Source organism: Ancylomarina sp. YFZ004, assembly GCF_054254355.1.
Map to the genome: position 1 here is coordinate 37,408 of NZ_JBTCHQ010000008.1, position 17,850 is coordinate 55,257.

Annotated in this window: 16 protein-coding genes; 6 read left to right on the plus strand and 10 right to left on the minus strand. The window is 34.1% G+C overall.

Annotated elements, in window-relative coordinates; all coding sequences use genetic code 11:
* Position 1: 1 nt before the first annotated feature.
* Both ACXR6G_RS13165 and ACXR6G_RS13170 read right to left on the minus strand, forming a co-directional pair.
* Positions 2 to 1,474 carry a DUF5687 family protein gene (locus ACXR6G_RS13165; RefSeq protein ID WP_458361898.1) on the minus strand — a complete coding sequence of 491 codons (1,473 nt, stop codon included), beginning with the start codon at positions 1,472 to 1,474 and terminating at the stop codon, positions 2 to 4.
* A 101-nt stretch (positions 1,475 to 1,575) separates the two neighbouring features.
* Entirely contained in the window at positions 1,576 to 2,328 is a 753-nt protein-coding gene (locus ACXR6G_RS13170) for a thioredoxin domain-containing protein (RefSeq protein ID WP_458361899.1), read from the minus strand.
* A 310-nt stretch (positions 2,329 to 2,638) separates the two neighbouring features.
* On the opposite strand from ACXR6G_RS13170, the gene ACXR6G_RS13175 reads away from it, so the two are divergent.
* The 4 genes from ACXR6G_RS13175 to dacB all read left to right on the plus strand — a co-directional run bounded on the left by ACXR6G_RS13175 (position 2,639) and on the right by dacB (position 6,639).
* A complete protein-coding gene (locus tag ACXR6G_RS13175) occupies positions 2,639 to 3,442 on the plus strand; it encodes a toxin-antitoxin system YwqK family antitoxin (protein ID WP_458361900.1) in 804 nt (267 codons plus the stop codon).
* A 54-nt stretch (positions 3,443 to 3,496) separates the two neighbouring features.
* Positions 3,497 to 4,870, plus strand: a complete 1,374-nt coding sequence (gene xseA, locus ACXR6G_RS13180; RefSeq protein ID WP_458361901.1) for an exodeoxyribonuclease VII large subunit — start codon at positions 3,497 to 3,499, stop codon at positions 4,868 to 4,870.
* A 58-nt stretch (positions 4,871 to 4,928) separates the two neighbouring features.
* On the plus strand, positions 4,929 to 5,129 hold the full coding sequence (xseB, locus tag ACXR6G_RS13185; protein ID WP_458361902.1) for an exodeoxyribonuclease VII small subunit: 201 nt from the start codon (positions 4,929 to 4,931) through the stop codon (positions 5,127 to 5,129).
* Between the two features lie 82 nt (positions 5,130 to 5,211).
* Positions 5,212 to 6,639 (plus strand): D-alanyl-D-alanine carboxypeptidase/D-alanyl-D-alanine endopeptidase, encoded by a 1,428-nt coding sequence (gene dacB / locus ACXR6G_RS13190; protein ID WP_458361903.1) that lies wholly within the window; start codon positions 5,212 to 5,214, stop codon positions 6,637 to 6,639.
* Between the two features lie 84 nt (positions 6,640 to 6,723).
* Here dacB and ACXR6G_RS13195 read toward each other — a convergent pair whose 3' ends face one another.
* From ACXR6G_RS13195 to trxA (ACXR6G_RS13225), 7 genes are all read right to left on the minus strand, one after another.
* Complete coding sequence (locus tag ACXR6G_RS13195; RefSeq protein WP_458361904.1) at positions 6,724 to 7,971, minus strand: hypothetical protein; 1,248 nt, start codon at positions 7,969 to 7,971, stop codon at positions 6,724 to 6,726.
* Between the two features lie 201 nt (positions 7,972 to 8,172).
* Positions 8,173 to 8,745, minus strand: a complete 573-nt coding sequence (locus ACXR6G_RS13200) for a porin family protein (RefSeq protein WP_458361905.1) — start codon at positions 8,743 to 8,745, stop codon at positions 8,173 to 8,175.
* Between the two features lie 135 nt (positions 8,746 to 8,880).
* Positions 8,881 to 9,507: a thiamine diphosphokinase gene (locus ACXR6G_RS13205; RefSeq protein ID WP_458361906.1), complete on the minus strand. Its 627-nt coding sequence runs from the start codon at positions 9,505 to 9,507 to the stop codon at positions 8,881 to 8,883.
* 44 nt (positions 9,508 to 9,551) lie between these two features.
* Positions 9,552 to 10,142 (minus strand): nicotinamide riboside transporter PnuC, encoded by a 591-nt coding sequence (gene pnuC / locus ACXR6G_RS13210; RefSeq protein ID WP_458361907.1) that lies wholly within the window; start codon positions 10,140 to 10,142, stop codon positions 9,552 to 9,554.
* A gap of 71 nt (positions 10,143 to 10,213) precedes the next feature.
* The gene (locus ACXR6G_RS13215; protein WP_458361908.1) at positions 10,214 to 12,685 is read right to left on the minus strand and encodes a TonB-dependent receptor; all 2,472 of its coding nucleotides are present in this window, start codon (positions 12,683 to 12,685) and stop codon (positions 10,214 to 10,216) included.
* Positions 12,686 to 13,070: 385 nt separating this feature from the next.
* Complete coding sequence (gene trxA / locus ACXR6G_RS13220; RefSeq protein WP_458361909.1) at positions 13,071 to 13,517, minus strand: thioredoxin; 447 nt, start codon at positions 13,515 to 13,517, stop codon at positions 13,071 to 13,073.
* Positions 13,518 to 13,574: 57 nt separating this feature from the next.
* Entirely contained in the window at positions 13,575 to 13,934 is a 360-nt protein-coding gene (trxA, locus tag ACXR6G_RS13225) for a thioredoxin (RefSeq protein ID WP_458361910.1), read from the minus strand.
* Positions 13,935 to 14,209: 275 nt separating this feature from the next.
* Here trxA (ACXR6G_RS13225) and ACXR6G_RS13230 point away from each other — a divergent pair, with 275 nt between their 5' ends.
* Together ACXR6G_RS13230 and ACXR6G_RS13235 are read left to right on the plus strand one after the other, a co-directional pair.
* Complete coding sequence (locus tag ACXR6G_RS13230) at positions 14,210 to 15,622, plus strand: CCA tRNA nucleotidyltransferase (protein ID WP_458361911.1); 1,413 nt, start codon at positions 14,210 to 14,212, stop codon at positions 15,620 to 15,622.
* Between the two features lie 184 nt (positions 15,623 to 15,806).
* On the plus strand, positions 15,807 to 17,249 hold the full coding sequence (locus tag ACXR6G_RS13235) for a monomeric [FeFe] hydrogenase (protein ID WP_458361912.1): 1,443 nt from the start codon (positions 15,807 to 15,809) through the stop codon (positions 17,247 to 17,249).
* A 74-nt stretch (positions 17,250 to 17,323) separates the two neighbouring features.
* Here ACXR6G_RS13235 and ACXR6G_RS13240 read toward each other — a convergent pair whose 3' ends face one another.
* Positions 17,324 to 17,683 carry a DoxX family protein gene (locus ACXR6G_RS13240; protein ID WP_458361913.1) on the minus strand — a complete coding sequence of 120 codons (360 nt, stop codon included), beginning with the start codon at positions 17,681 to 17,683 and terminating at the stop codon, positions 17,324 to 17,326.
* Positions 17,684 to 17,850 lie beyond the last annotated feature (167 nt).

Below are 17,850 nucleotides of genomic sequence, written 5' to 3' on the forward strand. Positions count from 1 at the left end.
CTTAAGATTTAATTCTGAAGCCTTCGGCCATTTTATATTTTTTGCTAATAAATCGTTTTGTAACTGCTACGAGTAACTTCTCATGAAAAATAATTCCCAATAATCCAATGGTTCCAATAGTCACTAGACCCATAATAGGAGATTCCATAATTCCGAAAGGAGCATATAGAATAAGTGGCAATAATATAAGAGGAATCATCAAAACAAAGTGTTGTCCACTTACCCCCTGAAAATTAAAGGCTGCTCCTCCTGACAAATCCATATACTTATTGTTATTGCAAGCAAAATATAGTAGCATAAAAGTATTAACACCAATATTAAAGATCAATGCAACTGTGTTTACTAATAAAATAGAGAAACCAAAATAAGTATAGGGTAATACCAAAAAGTACATCACTAATGATGATAAAGCCATTAGGTTATACTTACTCCTCAAAAAGTTTAAATAACTGGTATTAGAAGTTAAGACCAGATCAAAATGTCCACTTTCCCAGGAGAATAAATACATTCCAAAATTCATCATAAAACTACCTGTCATAAAAACACCAATCAGGAGTATTAAAGATATCTCTTCTACCACATCTGCCTTTGGATAAACCATAAGACCATAAAAGACAAACAAAGGAGATATCATTAACAGGGTACGGGAACGCTTGTTTCTAATCATCATTTTCATTTCAAGCATCATAAATTCACCTATCTTACCAAAACGTTCAAAATAGGTCAACTGACTTAAAGCTCCTTTTGAAGAACCATTCCCTTTTGAGAATTCTTCCAAAGAAAAGTTGCTAAACAACAAACGATAATTTAAAAGATAGGCAACAGCAAACATAGCTGTTGGAAACAATAGTAAAATCGGCTGCTGAATCATAGCCTGAAAAACAGAAGCCGAATAAGACTTAATATCAATCAAATTTAAATGATCGATAACACCAAAAAGAACAATCGTCAGTAAGAAGATGTAAAAAACGATCTCGTACTTGATTTGCACCCTTTTAATATAGATTGCCAAATAATTAACAAACAAATCGCAAATCACTATGGATGCCAAAACCAACCAAATCTGAGATGATGTGAGATAAGAAGCTATTGGAAACAAAAGTGGCAATATGATTAATATGGGAATCAAATTAAGCACATTAAAGAGAGGCTTTGTCAGAATAAAATTCACCAAGCGTGACTTCTTTATAGGCAATAGAAGATATGGCGTTCCGGCCATAGCTGGTAACTTTTGCATTAACGATCGCAAGATCAACATGGCTCCAAAAAAGTAAATGAAATAACTTAATAATTCATTTAAAGGATCGCCACCCTGCTTGGCTAATGTTGTACCAACATAAAATGCAAAACCCAAAAGCTCTAATGAGATGATAAAAAATAAAAAACCCATAACCAGCTTTATGCCCAAACTCTTCCCAAATATGAGAGATCGTGTGGCAGCTTTGTACTGATGACTAATTAAACTAAAACTCATTTATTTAATATTAAATATTAGATCTATTTTTTTTGACAGATATCAATCCACTAAAATCTTATTTATCTAAAAATAAAAATTAATCGAATGTATCTGTATTTTCAATTCAATAAACTTCGTTCTTCTTCTAGAAAATCATAATAAGGTAATTCTTCAGATTTCACTTTGTCTAAATACATTTTAGCTGTTTTTATATCTTTCAAAGCAAAGTAGGCTTTTGCTAAAACAGCATGTTTCAATATCAAGTTATTATTATTTTCAGATTTAAGCTTCTGTAGAATCTTAATAGTTTTTTTTGAATTTTTATTAAGGCAACTTAAAATAATTGCTTGTTCAGTTAATCTTATATCTTTTCTATTTTTCGATTCTTTTATAGCTTTTTTGAAATAACCCATACTTAAATATCTAATTGGAGTACAAGCATCCCGCTCTAAACCAATGCTTATTTTTTGATATGTCATAGCTAATTCTAAACAAACTGCAAAATCTTTCTTATTCTGGGTGATTCCCTCCTTTGCATTATAAATCTCAGAAATATCAAAATTAAAAGATTTTAAAATATTATTCATTCTTGATTTACTCTGATAACCTGTATAGTCTTTCATTTGAGAATTCCAGGCATCTGTTATAAATATCTTAGGAATAGCTTTAACCGTGAAATTCGGATGCGAAAAACTTGAGCTCAAATCTATTTTCACAAAAATAAAACTATCTGCATAGGCATTAATTATTTCACTTGACCAGACTTCATCATCCATTTTAACACAAGGTCCACACCAATTTGCCCAACAATCTACAATTATTAATTTATTTTGTTCTTTGGCAATTTCCTTTGCCTGATCATATGAATTCAACCAGTTTATTTGAGATTTAGCACTAAAGCCAAAAAACAATAAGATAATACAAACACTCAATCTAAATATTTTCATAAATCCTATTTTTAAATAATTACCCTTATCATCCTACTAAACACAATACTAACAAATAAAATCAATTCGTTAATTAAAAAACAGCACTAACATAACATATATATATTGATAAACAATACCAATACTCATTTTTTTATGATAAAACAAAAAACAGATTCATAAATTCTTACTATTTTTGAGTAGGAACAATCAAAATTTTTATCACTATCATATCCAACACCTTAAGAATATACTCATGTACAAATTCCTACATTTTAGCTTACTCTGCCTATTTTCGTTGACCTTATCTGCTCAAAACATCAATAAAAAAGATGCACAAGGTCGTAAACAGGGCTATTGGGAAAATGTGACACCATTAGGCAAAAGGGTTTATGCAGGAAATTTTAAAGATGATTACCCTAAAGGAGAGATGAAACGTTTTCACAAGAATGGTGCAATTAAAGCCCTTCTTATTTTTTCAAATAAAGGCAAAAATGCCAAAGCTCAACTCTACAACACTTATGGACAATTGTCTGCTACCGGTAATTATATCGATAAGAAGAAAGATTCGCTATGGCAATACTTTGATAAAAATGAACAAATTCGAATTCAAGAGTTTTACGTAAATGGCGAAAAGGATGGCTTAAGCACCTATTATTATCCAAACGGACAGATATACGAGACCTATGAATATAAGCAAAATAATAAGCATGGACAGTGGTTACGATATGATCGAGATGGTAAGAAAATCATTTGTGCCAACTACACAAATAGAAGATTAGATTCTTTTTTCACAACTTATTTTAAAAATGGCATTACCAAAATTGATGGCTCATATAAGAACGGGAAACGACATGGTAAATGGATTTTTTATACTGTAAAAGGGGAAATCGAAAAAACAATTTCATACGTAATGGGTGTCGCAGATAACCAAAGTGAGCTTGACAATATACAAAAACAGGAACTGGAGGCTATGGAAGCGAATAAAAATAAAGACATCGATCCTGAACATTATATAGAAAACCCTACTGAGTATTTAATGAAACAAAGAGGAAAATAAGTACTTTGTAAAGTAGTGCGTAAACCGAATCAATCAACAATAAAAATCCAATCTGTGAAAGGCATATCCTTATATCAACTAAACAATCAAGTTAAATCGCATTTATCCGATGCCTTTTCGGATGAGATATGGGTCGTTGCTGAAATATCTGAACTAAGACAAACTCAACCAGGACATTGCTATTTAGAGCTGATCGAAAAAGACAAGAACACGGATCAAATTACTGCGAAAGCTCGTGCTACCATATGGGCTTATACCTTTAGAATGCTTAATCCCTATTTTAAGACGAGCACTGGACAAGCACTAAGTTCTGGCATTAAGGTTTTAATAAAAGTTACGGTAGAATTTCAAGAGATATATGGCTATAGCCTAAATATTAAAGATATTGACCCAACTTATACTTTGGGAGATATGGCTCGAAGAAAAAAAGAGGTCATCGATAAGTTGAAACAAGAAGGTGTCTTCGATATGAACAGAGATCTTCTGTTTCCAGAAATCCCAAAAACAATAGCTCTTATTTCATCGCCAACAGCAGCTGGTTATGAAGACTTTGTTGATCAGTTGGAGAATAATTCACAAGGCTTTCAATTTCATCACAAACTTTTTCCTGCTATTATGCAGGGTAATCAGGCTGAAGTTTCGATTATTGACACACTGGAGAAAATATACGCTTACGAGGATGTTTTTGATGTGGTAGTTATCATCCGTGGTGGAGGTTCAACTTCCGATCTAAATTGTTTCGACAAGTATGATTTAGCTCAAAATATTGCACAATTTCCTTTGCCAGTTATCTCGGGAATTGGTCATGAACGTGATGAGAGTGTTGTAGATATGGTCGCTAATGTAAAAGTAAAAACACCAACTGCTGCTGCTGAATTCTTAATCGATTGTTTCGATGAATGTGAATCTTATCACGAAGGTTTACAGGAAAATTTCTTAGCTGGTGTACAAGATATTCTAATGGAATCGTCAGATCGACTTCAACAGCTATCTCAAAAATTCACACCACTTGTTCATCAAATTCTTGCGAGTAAGAACAACCAATTAGATATGCTCAGCCAAAGTATTATTACTTCTGGTAAAAGTCTTTTGCGTAATTCAAAACATCAACTTCAATCTTTCACATTCGATTTAAAGTTAAGTATTAAGCATCAGCTTGACATGGAACAAATGAGTTTAAATCGATTTGTTCTAAAACAAAGAAATGTCAGTAGAAGATTCTTCAATAAACACAAGCACCAGCTTGAGCTTTTCGAACAAAGTGCAAAATATGCAGATCCTGAAAACATTCTGAAAAAGGGCTACACCTTAACACTTAGCAATGGGAAGATAATAAAAGATATTAGCCAACTAAAAGAAGACGATATCATTGAGACTAAATTTGCCAAAGGAAGTGTTGAGAGTCAAATTAAACGCATAAAAAAATAGTCCTTTATCACTCATAGAATCATCAATCCAAATTCAGAAATCACAAATAATAAATATCATGCCTAAAAAGAAAATAAACTACCGCGAAGCCATCACTGAAATTGAAGAAACGATTCAGGCAATAGAAAATGAGGAATTGGATGTGGACCAACTTTCCGATAAAGTGAAGCGTGTATCAGAGCTTCTGAAAATTTGCAAAGAAAAACTACACAATACCGAAAAGGAAGTTGAAAATATTCTAAATGAAATGGAAGACTAAAATCGTTTAGATTACAGATCTATGATTTATGATTATCTCTATTTTAGCACTTGATATTTTATCGTACTAGACTCAATTCAATATGAATCATTTTATATCCAAATTAGGCTTCTTTGTCCTAATTACATTCATGAACTTCTCTCTATTTGCACAAAGATCTAGCGATCAAAAGATAGTTGATCATTTTGTGGAGCAAGAGATTTTTAAATCTGCCAGTATTGGTATTGAGATTCGGGATTTGGAAACTGGTGAGATTCTAGCTGAACATCAATCAGAAAAAAGTTTAACGCCTGCTTCTACTCAAAAGCTTGTTACAACGGCTGCGGCTATCGAAATTTTAGGTGCTGATTTTCAATTTAGAACTGATGTTTTTATCACAGGTCGAATTGATAAAAACGGCATATTAATGGGTAATCTCGTCATCAAAGGCTATGGGGATCCTACTTTGGCTTCAAAATATTTCCCTAAGAACAATCGCTTTATATCTACAATATATAAAGAGCTGAAAAATAACGGGATTTCTCAGATTAATGGTAAGCTTATAGTTGATAATCACTACTTCAAAAGCTCAATTCCACGAACATGGATATGGGAAGATATTGGCAACTATTATGGAGCCATTCCTCATCCTATAAGCTATAAGGACAATACCTACACCCTACATTTTGAATCAAAAGAAGCTGGTAAACTCACAGAGATAAAAAAGATTGACAGCAAACAAAATGGGATTAGTTTCTCCAATGAGGTATTGAGTTCTACAATCAATAAAGACAGAGCTTACATTTTTGGTGGAACAACAAGTGAACAAAGGCTTATTGAAGGAACGATTCCTCAATACCGATCTGACTTTAAAGTTAAAGGTGCGATTTCTAAACCAGAACTTGTACTGCTTTCAGATTTAAGAAAAGTTCTTCATGCTGGTGGAATTCCAATAAAAGAACAAGTATTTAAGACTAAAACTCAAAAAACATTAGTCCAATTTAACTCACCTCCCCTATCAGAAATTATAGCAGTAACCAATCAAAAAAGCATCAACCTTTTTGCTGATCATTTATTATTTCAAATTGGAATGACAAAAAAAAATGAAGCAAGTTGGCTATCAGGTATCGAGGCTGTAAAAGAGTTTTGGCAATCAAGGGGAGTTGACTCAAATGCTTTGTTTCTATTTGATGGCAGTGGTCTATCTCATTTTAATGCTATCTCAGTAAAAGCCTTGAATCAAATATTGACTCAAATGAATAAAAGTGAAAATGCTAAGACTTTTTTCAATTCCCTATCAATAGCGGGTAAAAATGGCACGCTAAAGAGTTTTGGAAAACAAAGTATACTAGCAGGTAACTTCAAAGCGAAAACGGGAAGCATGACAGGTGTTCGTTCCTATTCTGGTCTATTGACAAAAAAAGATGGACAGCAAATCGCCATTAGTCTTATCATCAACAATTACTCTTGTAGCAGTAAAATCATTAGTGAAAAATATAAAGATTTGCTTATCAACTTAGCCAGCAAATAAACAATTAACTCGATTATCCGGAATAAAAAAAAGCTTCACCGATTCTCATCAGTAAAGCTTCCTTAATATATTTGTTACTTCTTCTTAGAAGAAATAGTATAATCCTACTGAAATACGAGTATTTCCAACCCAATGTGAGCTGATAACTTCTGCTTTCTCATTCATACCACCTAGATTAGCGTAAGCTGCAGCCGTATATTCAGCTTCAAGCTCAACTTTAAGGTTGTTGATTTTCTTACATACTCGAGGAGCTATACGGTACAACTCTCCAATATTCTGACTACGGCTATAAATCATACCTGGAACAACTTTATCATCTGCTCCATAGTTCTTAGAGTAACCTGCCAATACTCCAAATGTATAGTCATTCTTCTGGTATGATAAGTCGGCCCAAGTACCTAACACTTTAATTGGTGTATAAGATGCTTCATTAGTTACAGAATTTAAGCTTTTAGCCGCATATCCACCTAACATCAAAGCATCAGTCATATTTGATCCGTAAGTTGCCTGTGCTTTAAAAGTAAGAGGCTTAAAATCCAACTTGAAATAACCCATTAAAGCCCATGAAGAAAGCGTTTCATCAGCCTTATATCCACTTGGCGTTACCAATGTTGGCTTAATGTTTTTAAACTCTGCACTAGCTCCAATTAAATGCTTTCCTGCATAATAATGTATCTGAGCTTGCATGATTGGTAAACCTGCATTTCTCAAATATTGGTTGCTTGAACCATTAGGACCCGTACTGGTATAATCACGCTCGGAAGCTAAGGCTGCCAAAAACTTCCAATTCTTTGTTTTATGAGTTAAACGAACTTGAGGGTTACGAGCGAAAGGCTTAAATGGTAAACCTGCATTGGCTCCAACAGTAGCTGGAAATACCTCAGCAACAAAAAGTGGTGACCATGTTTGACCTACCAATAAAGAAGTCTTACCCCAATTCAAATTCACAAAAGCATGACGCAAACGCATACCGTTTACATCCGATTCTGCATTTCCAATCCACTCAGCTTCCAATAAACCATTGGTTTTTGCACCTAAGATATCTGGTCCAGTAATTTTTGCATTTACACGAGACTGAATAACAGCCATATTATACACACTGCCTTTGTTAATGTCTTTACCATTATCATCCATAAGTTCATCTTTTGGATATAGTAGAATAAAGCCTTCACGTGCACTAACTGTCTGACGGGTGTCATAGGTAAATAGAGAATGTACATAGCCACCAAATTTCACTTTAATGGGCTTTTTCTCTTCTGTTGATTGTGCAGATAATAGGCTTGTGCTGCAAAAAAATAGAAGAATAAGGAATAGATAGTTGTTGCGGTTCATAGCAATTGCTTAAAAATTTATATTTGCCGCAAAGATAGTTTATTTAATGAGAGTTAAAATGTGTTAAGAGAAGATGTGAAGATTTGAGGATGAGATGATATAAGAATCTAAAGATGGGAGAGCTACAGCTTTGCCAAGATGAAAAAGAACCTATAAGGGAACATAATACTTAGAGGTTTATAAGTTACGGCTCTACAAAAATTAGAATGAAAAAGAAGCTCCTATCTGAATTACAGAAGAAAATAATTTCCCTTCACCATCAAAAGCCTTAGATAAACCTCTATTGTATCTGAAATCAATAGCAACCTCTTCAGTCACATTTAATGAAATCCCTAAGTTTATGCCTAATTGAATACTATTCATCTCATCTTCGATGTCATCAGAGTCACCATCTATCTCAACTTCTGCATCTAACAATATACCAAGTTGTGGCCCAGCGTATAGACTCACAAAATCATTAGATCCAAGATCCATCTTCACCAATAATGGTATATTAAGATAACTTGTATTAATTTTTGCAGACTCTCCAGAATAATCATCTTTAATTTCTGTCCCTTGAAATGAAATTAATAACTCTGGTTGAAAAGATAATCTTTCTGTTATTGGAGAATTAATATAACCACCAAAATATAATTTTGTAACGGCATCGTTACCTCCTGTATCGTCGCCAACAAAGTCCGCAATATTTAGACCTCCTTTTGCACCAAGTTTAATATCTTGTGCAAAACTACAAGAAGCTATCAGAACACAAATAACAACTAAAGTTTTCTTCATAATATTCTTTTAAATAAATTAGTAATGATCTAAATATATTTAATTTTCCCCATATTATGATCTGTCAAACCTGTCAAGTTATTGAAATTCTATTCATCATAGTAAAAACGGGCAATGCAGAATCCTCTATTAAAATTATTTTCCATACTCCTGATACACAATTAGAGAATTACCTTCGAAATCGATACGAAAGCTATCCCCCATTGATTCATTTAAGGTCCCTTGCCATAGCATTTCAAGTTTCTGATTGGTGAGTTCGTAGCGTAAATTAGCAGTAGTAATAGTCGTTTCTGATTCTGGTGAGAAGATTGAAATTTGTTGACCAATATAGCTATCGAAGTTTCTGGAGCGTATTATCGGTGTAAACGTACCATAATCGGTCAGCATTTTAACTTTCATCTTTTTAGTGTAAGATGGTAGGAGAAAGATATTGCCTATCATATGATCATCACGTTCGCCAGTAGCACCCACAATGGTAATATCATTGTATTTATTAGTCAAACACCAATTCACTGCTTTAGTTAAATCATTGGTATCCTGATTTGAATAATGATGGATGATGTCTTTGTACTTTCTTTTTAAATCGTTGGAAAGTGAATCTAAATCGCCTACAATAGCATGAGCTTTTATACCAGCAGTTTCCAACTTATTAATGGCTCCATCGCAACATACGATACACTCCGATGTTTTTAGGATATTTAAAGGAATATCATTTATTGGAAAACTACCATTGGCCAATATAACTGCTGATTTTGATCTCATTTTTTATCCTTTAAACTTATGAGTCACAAAAGTAGCGAATTGCTTTAGAATGCTTTAGACTTTACCATGTCTTTTTTCCACTGAATATAGCCATACAAAGCCAAGACCGAATAAAAGGCAAACAGAATGGCAGTTGGGTACAATTCTTTATAAAGATATAGGCCCATAGAAACAGCATCTACAATCACCCATACCAACCATTGCTCAAGGATCTTTTTCGCTAGCATCCAGGTGGCTATAATACTTAAAGCAGTTGTAAAAGAATCCCAGTAAGGTATTGGGGAATCAGTATAGTTCACCAAAATAAAAGAAATGGCGATATAGATGAATAAACTTGCTAGTAATAGTTTAAAAAACAGACGCCTACCTAAATTGACAACAGGTAGTTGCTTTACATCCTGACCTTTCGATCGTGACCAATGAAACCAGCCATAAATACTAATAAAGACATAGTAAAACTGCAGCCCCATATCGGCATAAAACTTAGCCATAAAAAACACATAGATATACATCAGTGCAGAAAATAAGCCAACAGGCCAAAGCCATTTATTTTGCTTTATCTCTAAATACAGAAATATAAACCCCGAAAGAGTTCCTATTATCTCAATAATATTTGCGCTAATCCAATCTAACATCGTTTTTATATATATAACCAAGCTGAAAGTAAACTCTCAGCTTGGTTGAAGTATTTTATAAATTATTCTTCTTAAAAAGTAAGGCTTAAACCTGCCATAAAGTTAGCTCCTGCTTGAGGGAAATAACCATCCATAGCAAAACGCTCGCCTCCAGAAATGTAAGAATAAACCCATGCATTCGACTCATATTCGGCATTAAATACATTATTTACTAAAATATTGAATTTTAAACTTTCAGCAAACTTAGGTTTGAATTCGTAAGAGAAATTCAAATTTGATACCGTATAAGCATCAAGACTTCTGTCATTATTCGATGAATTATCAATATACTGCTTACCTACATATTGAGAAATAAACTGCATGCCGAATCCTGATTTATTATACGAAAAGATTGAATTAGCCGTTACATTTGGTGAAAAAGCCAAATCAGTTGTTCCTAAATCATTAATCGTTTGCTCGCCAGTTTCCCAGTTGTCCCAATTATCAACATGCTCAACAAAGTTTTTAATCTTATTTTCACTCAAAGACAAATTTCCTTTCCATGAAAATGACTCTGTGATATTTGTTGCTGCACTCAACTCAACACCCATTCGATATGATTTATCAACGTTGACCATTACAGCTCCACCAACATCATTAATCTCACCAGTAAGAACTAACTGATCTTTATAATCCATATAGAATAAATTTGCTTCGAATAAGAAGTTTTCTTTCGACATCTTATAAGTTAGTTCGTAATCAAACAAACGCTCACTTGTAGGCACATTACCAGGTTTAGCATCGGTATAATTACTTCGATTAGGTTCACGATTAGCTATAGCAAATGAAGCGAAAAGACGGTGATTCTTATTGATTTCATAATTCAAACCAAATTTAGGGTTAAAGAATAAGAAATCATGTTTCTGACTAACGTCTCTTAAATCAGAGTCAGTACCATTGATTTTATAATCAATCCCTCTCAATTGCATATCGGCATACAAGCTCAAGTAATAACCAACAGCAACATTCGCTTTTACGTAAGCATTATATTCTTCCTTAGTCCCTTTATTGTCGTAGTATTTATCGCCTAAGAATGTATCACCTGCATTCTTCATCCAGCGAATTTCACCAAAATGATCACCATCGTATTTATTCCAGCCACCACCAGCAACTAAATCAAGTCCCTCCATTTTCTTCGAAAAAGAAAGCACCGTTCCGTAAAAATCATTATCCAACCATTTACGACGAATAATATCGGTTTTCTCTATTGTTTCACCTCCAATTACAATGGGAGCCAAACCATACTTCTTAAGCTTATCATTTTTCTTAAACTGCTCATAATAGCCTTCACCTTGTGTATAATGGAAAGCCATATTGAACTTCGTATTATCCTTAAACAAGTGTGTTAAGAATAAACGGTAATGCTTCTGCCAGTAATTATCAGTTTCATTCTTGTAAGTATACTGATTATAAGTACGAGAATCAGAAGTCATCATATGATCCACAACTTCCTGACTTACCAAACCGTGATCAGCATAACGCTGCATACCTGCTTCATCGTTCTCTAAATGTACTTTCGGTATGCCATTCCAAGCTTGATATGTTTTTTCTTTACCTACAATTACATTAGCCTTTACACTTGTTCTGTCACCATAATATCCTGCAGAAAAATAAGCCGATTGCAGATTTGAACTAGCTCTATCGATAAAACCATCAGACGTGATTTTTGATAAACGGGTATCGAAAGCAAAACCTTTCTTTAAACCTGTTCCAAGCTTAAGCGTATTCTTAAAAGTATTGAATGAACCCGCCGAGCTTGAAATTCCGGCATATGGCTGCGTGTTCACATTTTGTGTTTGCATGTTGATGCTAGCACCAAAAGCACCAGCACCACTAGTCGATGTACCCACACCACGCTGAATTTGAATATCATCTAAAGATGAAGTAAAGTCAGGCATGTTTACCCAATACACACCATGTGATTCTGAATCATTCAATGGAATTCCATCAACAGTTACGTTAATACGATTGGCATCCGATCCACGAATTCTAAAACCAGTATAACCAACTCCTGCACCAGCATCGGAAGAAGTAACAAATGATGGCGTTAAGGATAATAGCATTGGGATATCTTGACCTAAATTTCTTTTATTCAGCTCTTCCTTACTTACATTAGTTACAACAACCGGCGTTTTCGCATCAGCACGAGTAGCCGAAACCAACACCTCATTTGCAAGTATTGCAGAGTATTCTAGGACAAAATCCAGAGTTAAATTTGATTTAAGATCAATCTCTTGTGTTTGAGACTCAAAAGCTAAAAAACTTGCAATAAGCTCATAAGAACCTGACTTTAGGTTTTCAAATTGATATTCTCCATCTGCATTTGTAGAGACACCATGTATACTTCCTTTGATAACAACTGCTGCACCCGGAAGTGGATCTCCATCCTGATTTAAAACTCTCCCTGTAAGCGTTATTTGAGAGAATCCTGCAAAACAGAAGAATTGGAATACAAGTAGTAAAACTACTTTGGTAAAAAATGAATTGAATTTGTTTGTAGACATTACAATAAAGTTTTTTTAGGCTGAATGATCAGCATTCGATAAAAAAATATTGCAATGAGGTTCTTAAGATGAGATATCAGGCGAATCGTATTTTCGCAATTCCCTACGCCGGCATTATCCGGATCAGGTGTAAGAAACCGAAATAAATCTGTTCCTTAGGGTATAATCTCAGCCCGTTTATTTAAGGCACCCCACTGTTATTAGTGCGCAAAGGTAATTTGATTTCCTTAAAATACAAGTCTTAGTTCATTTCAAAACAGAATGACTTAAACTTATGATTATCAACAAAGATACAAGGAATGTGTGATCGTATCTAAAAGTATTAGATACAAAAAAAGCACCCAATTGTATTGGGTGCTCTCACATTTAAAGACTTAACAATCTTCTATTTTTCTTTAGTCACTTCCTTTACACCCATAACCTCAGTTAGAGCTTTCACAAATGTTGCTTTAGGAAAAGCCCCTTTTGCCATCTGAGGTTGTCCTTTGGCAGGAATAAATAGGAAGGAAGGTATACTTGTGATACCAAATGCAGCTGAAACTCCTCTAGCTTTATCTGTATCGACCTTATAAATTTGAATGGCATCGCCATACTCCTCTTGTAACTCTTCCAAAATAGGCGCTACTCTTTTACAAGGACCACACCAAGTCGCATAAAAATCGACTATTACAGGTTTATCACCTTTAAATACCCATTCCTTTTCTTTCACAAAGTCAAAAACTTTTTCTTTAAATCCTTCATCATCCAAAGCAATTACTTTTGATTGTGAAAAGCTTGTAAGGCTTAGCAATACAAAACTAAGTAGAAAGGCTGATTTTATAAATGTTCTCATAATAGTCTGATTTAATGTTGAAACTCAAATATACATGAATAATCTCGTTTTCAAAGCTTATTCACTCACACCCAAAACATCTTGGAAAGCTTGTTTAAAAGATTCTTTTGAAAGAGCACCTTGTGCCATTTGAGGTTGTCCTTCTTGTGGAACAAATAAGAGTGAAGGTATACTCTGAATACCAAAGACAGATGACAACTCTTTTTCATCTTCTGTATTAATCTTATAAATTTCTAGTTTTTCGCCATACTCTTTCTTCAATTCCTCAAGAATAGGGGCAACTGTTTTACAAGGTCCACACCAATCGGCGTAAAAATCAATTATACAAGGCTTATTACCTTCAAATTTCCAATCCTTATTATTTTCGAAATCAAACACCTTTTCCTTGAAAGATGCTAATGTTAAATGTTCTACCATAATTACAAAGTTTAAAATACAAATATATAGATTCTTACATATCAATTGGTATGCCAAAAGTTAAAATCAGCTAAAAACTGACAAAATGCCGTATAAAATGATCTAAACAACGATTCACCTAGAAAAATCAATTAAGTCTTCCATCTGACCGCATATTATTTTTCTTTATATTTTAGAATCATCCTAAATAATTGTAATTTTGTCTCTTCGTGGAGCCTAAAGAGTTTATAAACTGAATTGAAACTCCCGTATTGATATACAAACAAGAAAAGAACGTGAAGAGATTTTTAACACACCCTATATTCCCTATACTATCAGAAATTGTCACTAAAGAGAATCTTGAATCCTATGTTATTGGAGGTTTTGTTAGGGATCTTTTTCTTGAAAGAGGATCGAAAGATATTGATGTTGTTGTGATAGGTAGCGGCATTGAACTAGCGAAGAAAGTAGCTGCAAAAGCTGGTAACACCAAAGTTTCTATTTTTAAAAGCTATGGTACAGCCATGCTGAAATATAAAGGTTGTGAGATTGAATTTGTTGGGGCTCGAAAGGAATCCTACCAAAGAGAATCACGTAACCCTATTGTTGAAGATGGAACTTTGGATGACGACCAAAAACGAAGGGATTTCACTATTAACGCCATGGCTTTAAGCTTACACAAAGACAATTTCGGTGAATTACTTGACCCTTTTGGTGGCGTTGAGGATCTTCAGCACAAGATCATAAAAACACCTATGGATCCTTTGATCACCTTCTCGGATGATCCGCTTAGAATGATGCGTGCGATTCGTTTTGCAACACAATTAGATTTCAAAATTTCTGATGTGACTTTCGAAGCGATTAAAACCAATAAAGATAGAATACATATCATCTCTCAAGAAAGAGTTATTGAGGAGATGAATAAAATTGTAATGTCACCTAAGCCTTCAATCGGGTTTAAACTATTGGATGAATCAGGCTTGCTTGATATCATCTTTCCAGAATTCCAGAAACTTAAAGGTAGAGAAACTCGAAATGGCATCAGTCACAAAGACAACTTCTATCATACCCTTGAAGTACTCGATAATTTATGCTGCCATTCTGACAATTTGTGGTTACGTTGGTCAGCTTTACTTCACGATATTGCAAAACCTAAGACCAAAAAATTTGTAAAAGGTATTGGCTGGACTTTCCATGCTCACAATTTTATTGGTGAGAAAATGGTTCCAAAAATATTCAAGAATATGAAGCTGCCTTTGAATGAAAAAATGAAATTCGTTCAAAAAATGGTTTCCTTACATATGCGCCCTATCGTTTTAGCACAAGAACTTGTAACCGATTCTGCTATTCGCCGTTTACTTTTCGATGCAGGTGATGATATTGACGAATTGATGCTTCTATGCGAGGCTGATATCACTTCGAAAAATGAAGCTAAGGTCAAAAAGTTTCTTGACAACTTCCAATTGGTCCGACAGAAATTAAAAGAGGTTGAAGAAAAAGATACCATTCGTAATTTCCAACCTCCAATCACCGGTGAAGAGATTATCAGCACATTCAATCTTTCTCCATCACGTGTTATTGGTGATATCAAAACAGCAATAAAAGATGCCATCCTCGATGGGGAAATTCAAAACAACTATGAAGATGCCTATCAATTTATGCTCAAAAAAGGAGAAGAGCTCGGTTTAAAGGCTGTCGAAAAGAAATAAAAACGATACAAAATCAAATAATTGGCATACAAAGCTCGGATGATTCATCCGAGCTTTTTTTGTTAAACTAAATTTCACAAAAATATAATTAAATAACATATAAATATTTCACTAAAAAAAAACATATTATATCTACTTTTGCGGCGTCAAAATCAATCTAACTAGTACATCTAAATACCAATATATGGCTTACGTTGATAATACCATGATTATCCGAAGAGATTTAGTAGCCAATATGGCTGAACTCTTTAACGAAGAAAAGCTTATTACAAACATTGATAGAGTCCCTCTGGAAATGGCTCCTCGCAACAGAGATTACTCTGATCGCTGTTGTATTTTCAAAGAAAGAGTAATAATTAAAGAAAAATTAATTCCATTACTAGGTTGCGAACTTAAAGAAGATCGTGATGAACTTAAAACTTTAGCTGAATATGCAACAGAGGCTATGCAGCGTGAAAAGCCAATTGAAAAAATATTAACCGTAGTAGATGAAGCTTGTACATCATGCGTTCAGAATTCATATATCGTAACCAACCTATGTAAAGGTTGTGTTGCTCATCCATGCATGATGAACTGCCCTAAAGAAGCTGTGAGTTGGAATGCAAATGGCCAAGCACAAATTGATCCAAAAAGCTGTATCAATTGTGGAATTTGTATGAATGTTTGTCCATATCATTCAATCATCTACATGCCAGTACCTTGTGAAAATGCTTGCCCCGTAGGCGCTATCACTAAAAACGAGCATGGTAAAGAGCAAATCGATGAAGACAAATGTATTGACTGTGGAAAATGTATCACAGCCTGTCCTTTTGGATCAATTATGGAGAACTCTCAAATCATTGACGTGATGAAGTCACTTAAATCAGAGCAAGAAACAATCGCCTTGGTTGCACCCGCTCTGTATGGTCAATTCAAATATAAAACTGAAAATGTTATTGGCGCCATCAAAGAATTGGGTTTCCACGATGTGATTGAAGTTGCAAAAGGTGCCAATGTAACAACCGTAAATGAGGCTGATGAACTACTAGAACGTCTAGAAAATAAGGCTCCATTTATGACAACCTCATGTTGTCCTGCTTATGTTTCAGCTGTAAAAAAACATATACCAAACATGGAGCAGTATGTATCACATACAAAAAGTCCAATGTATTACGCAGCTGAATTGGCTAAAAAACAATATCCTAATGGCAAGTTCATATTTATAGGTCCATGTATTGCAAAGCGTCGTGAAGGAATGGAAGATCCCAATGTTGATTATGTGATGACATTTGAAGAGCTTTCAGGTTTATTTGCAGGATGGAATATCAATATTGATGGTAACCCAATAGAACTTGACAGAAGTATTAAAAACCATGGTCGTGCCTATGCTGCCAGTGGTGGAGTTGCTCAATCTGTTCTTGAGATAAAACCATATGTTAATATCAAGCCCGTTATTGTAAACGGCTTAGATAAAAAGAAAATTAACATGCTTAAAGCTTTTGCAAAGACAGGTAAAACCAGTGGTAATTTCATCGAAGTTATGGCATGTGAAGGTGGCTGTATTGCAGGTCCAAGTTCAAATTATGATCCAAAAACAGGAATGAAAATATATCAAAATAACTTGAAGGAATTCCCTGAAAATTTATAATAGATAGCTTTTTTTTTAAAATAAAGGTTGGCTCCATGCCAACCTTTTTTTATACAATTAGCTCTTAGAATAATTTAAGCGAAGGTCTTTGCATCATATCTATATGAAACCATCAACAATAATATAGCAACAAAAGCGGAAACAAATTCACCATCGTTAGCAACCCAATGTGCCGACAAGGCTAAAACAAAATCAAAAAAGAAACCTGCATAAGCCCATTCCTTAAGAAACTTCGATTTCCTTGAAAGAATAGCAATAACACCTAATATTTTTGCAATTGCTAGAGGATAAATAATATAAATCGGAAATCCCAAGCTGGCAAAAGTTTGACCTACCATCTCGTAATTGAAAATATACATTGAGGCTGACATTAACATCATGGCTGACAACAAGCCTGTTGCCATCCAATAAATTATTTTGTTCTTTTTCTCCATCTCTTCAATATTAATGATTAATAAATATAATCTATTTTTATCCTGACACACAAAACATTAAGATAATCAATAATATTTCAAATTCAATTATAACTTTTGGATGGAAATGAATAAAGGCAAGTGAAATTAATCTCACTTGCCTTTATTCTTTGTGTAATAACTTCACA

Excerpts from the sequence above, each read along its gene's own strand:
- ACXR6G_RS13165 (WP_458361898.1), bottom strand. The coding sequence starts at position 1,474 with ATGAGTTTTAGTTTAATTAGTCATCAGTACAAAGCTGCCACACGATCT.
- ACXR6G_RS13175 (WP_458361900.1), top strand. The coding sequence starts at position 2,639 with ATGTACAAATTCCTACATTTTAGCTTACTCTGCCTATTTTCGTTGACC.
- xseB (WP_458361902.1), top strand. The coding sequence starts at position 4,929 with ATGCCTAAAAAGAAAATAAACTACCGCGAAGCCATCACTGAAATTGAA.
- dacB (WP_458361903.1), top strand. The coding sequence starts at position 5,212 with ATGAATCATTTTATATCCAAATTAGGCTTCTTTGTCCTAATTACATTC.
- ACXR6G_RS13195 (WP_458361904.1), bottom strand. The coding sequence starts at position 7,971 with ATGAACCGCAACAACTATCTATTCCTTATTCTTCTATTTTTTTGCAGC.
- ACXR6G_RS13200 (WP_458361905.1), bottom strand. The coding sequence starts at position 8,745 with ATGAAGAAAACTTTAGTTGTTATTTGTGTTCTGATAGCTTCTTGTAGT.
- ACXR6G_RS13205 (WP_458361906.1), bottom strand. The coding sequence starts at position 9,507 with ATGAGATCAAAATCAGCAGTTATATTGGCCAATGGTAGTTTTCCAATA.
- pnuC (WP_458361907.1), bottom strand. The coding sequence starts at position 10,142 with ATGTTAGATTGGATTAGCGCAAATATTATTGAGATAATAGGAACTCTT.
- ACXR6G_RS13215 (WP_458361908.1), bottom strand. The coding sequence starts at position 12,685 with ATGTCTACAAACAAATTCAATTCATTTTTTACCAAAGTAGTTTTACTA.
- trxA (WP_458361909.1), bottom strand. The coding sequence starts at position 13,517 with ATGAGAACATTTATAAAATCAGCCTTTCTACTTAGTTTTGTATTGCTA.
- trxA (WP_458361910.1), bottom strand. The coding sequence starts at position 13,934 with ATGGTAGAACATTTAACATTAGCATCTTTCAAGGAAAAGGTGTTTGAT.
- ACXR6G_RS13235 (WP_458361912.1), top strand. The coding sequence starts at position 15,807 with ATGGCTTACGTTGATAATACCATGATTATCCGAAGAGATTTAGTAGCC.
- ACXR6G_RS13240 (WP_458361913.1), bottom strand. The coding sequence starts at position 17,683 with ATGGAGAAAAAGAACAAAATAATTTATTGGATGGCAACAGGCTTGTTG.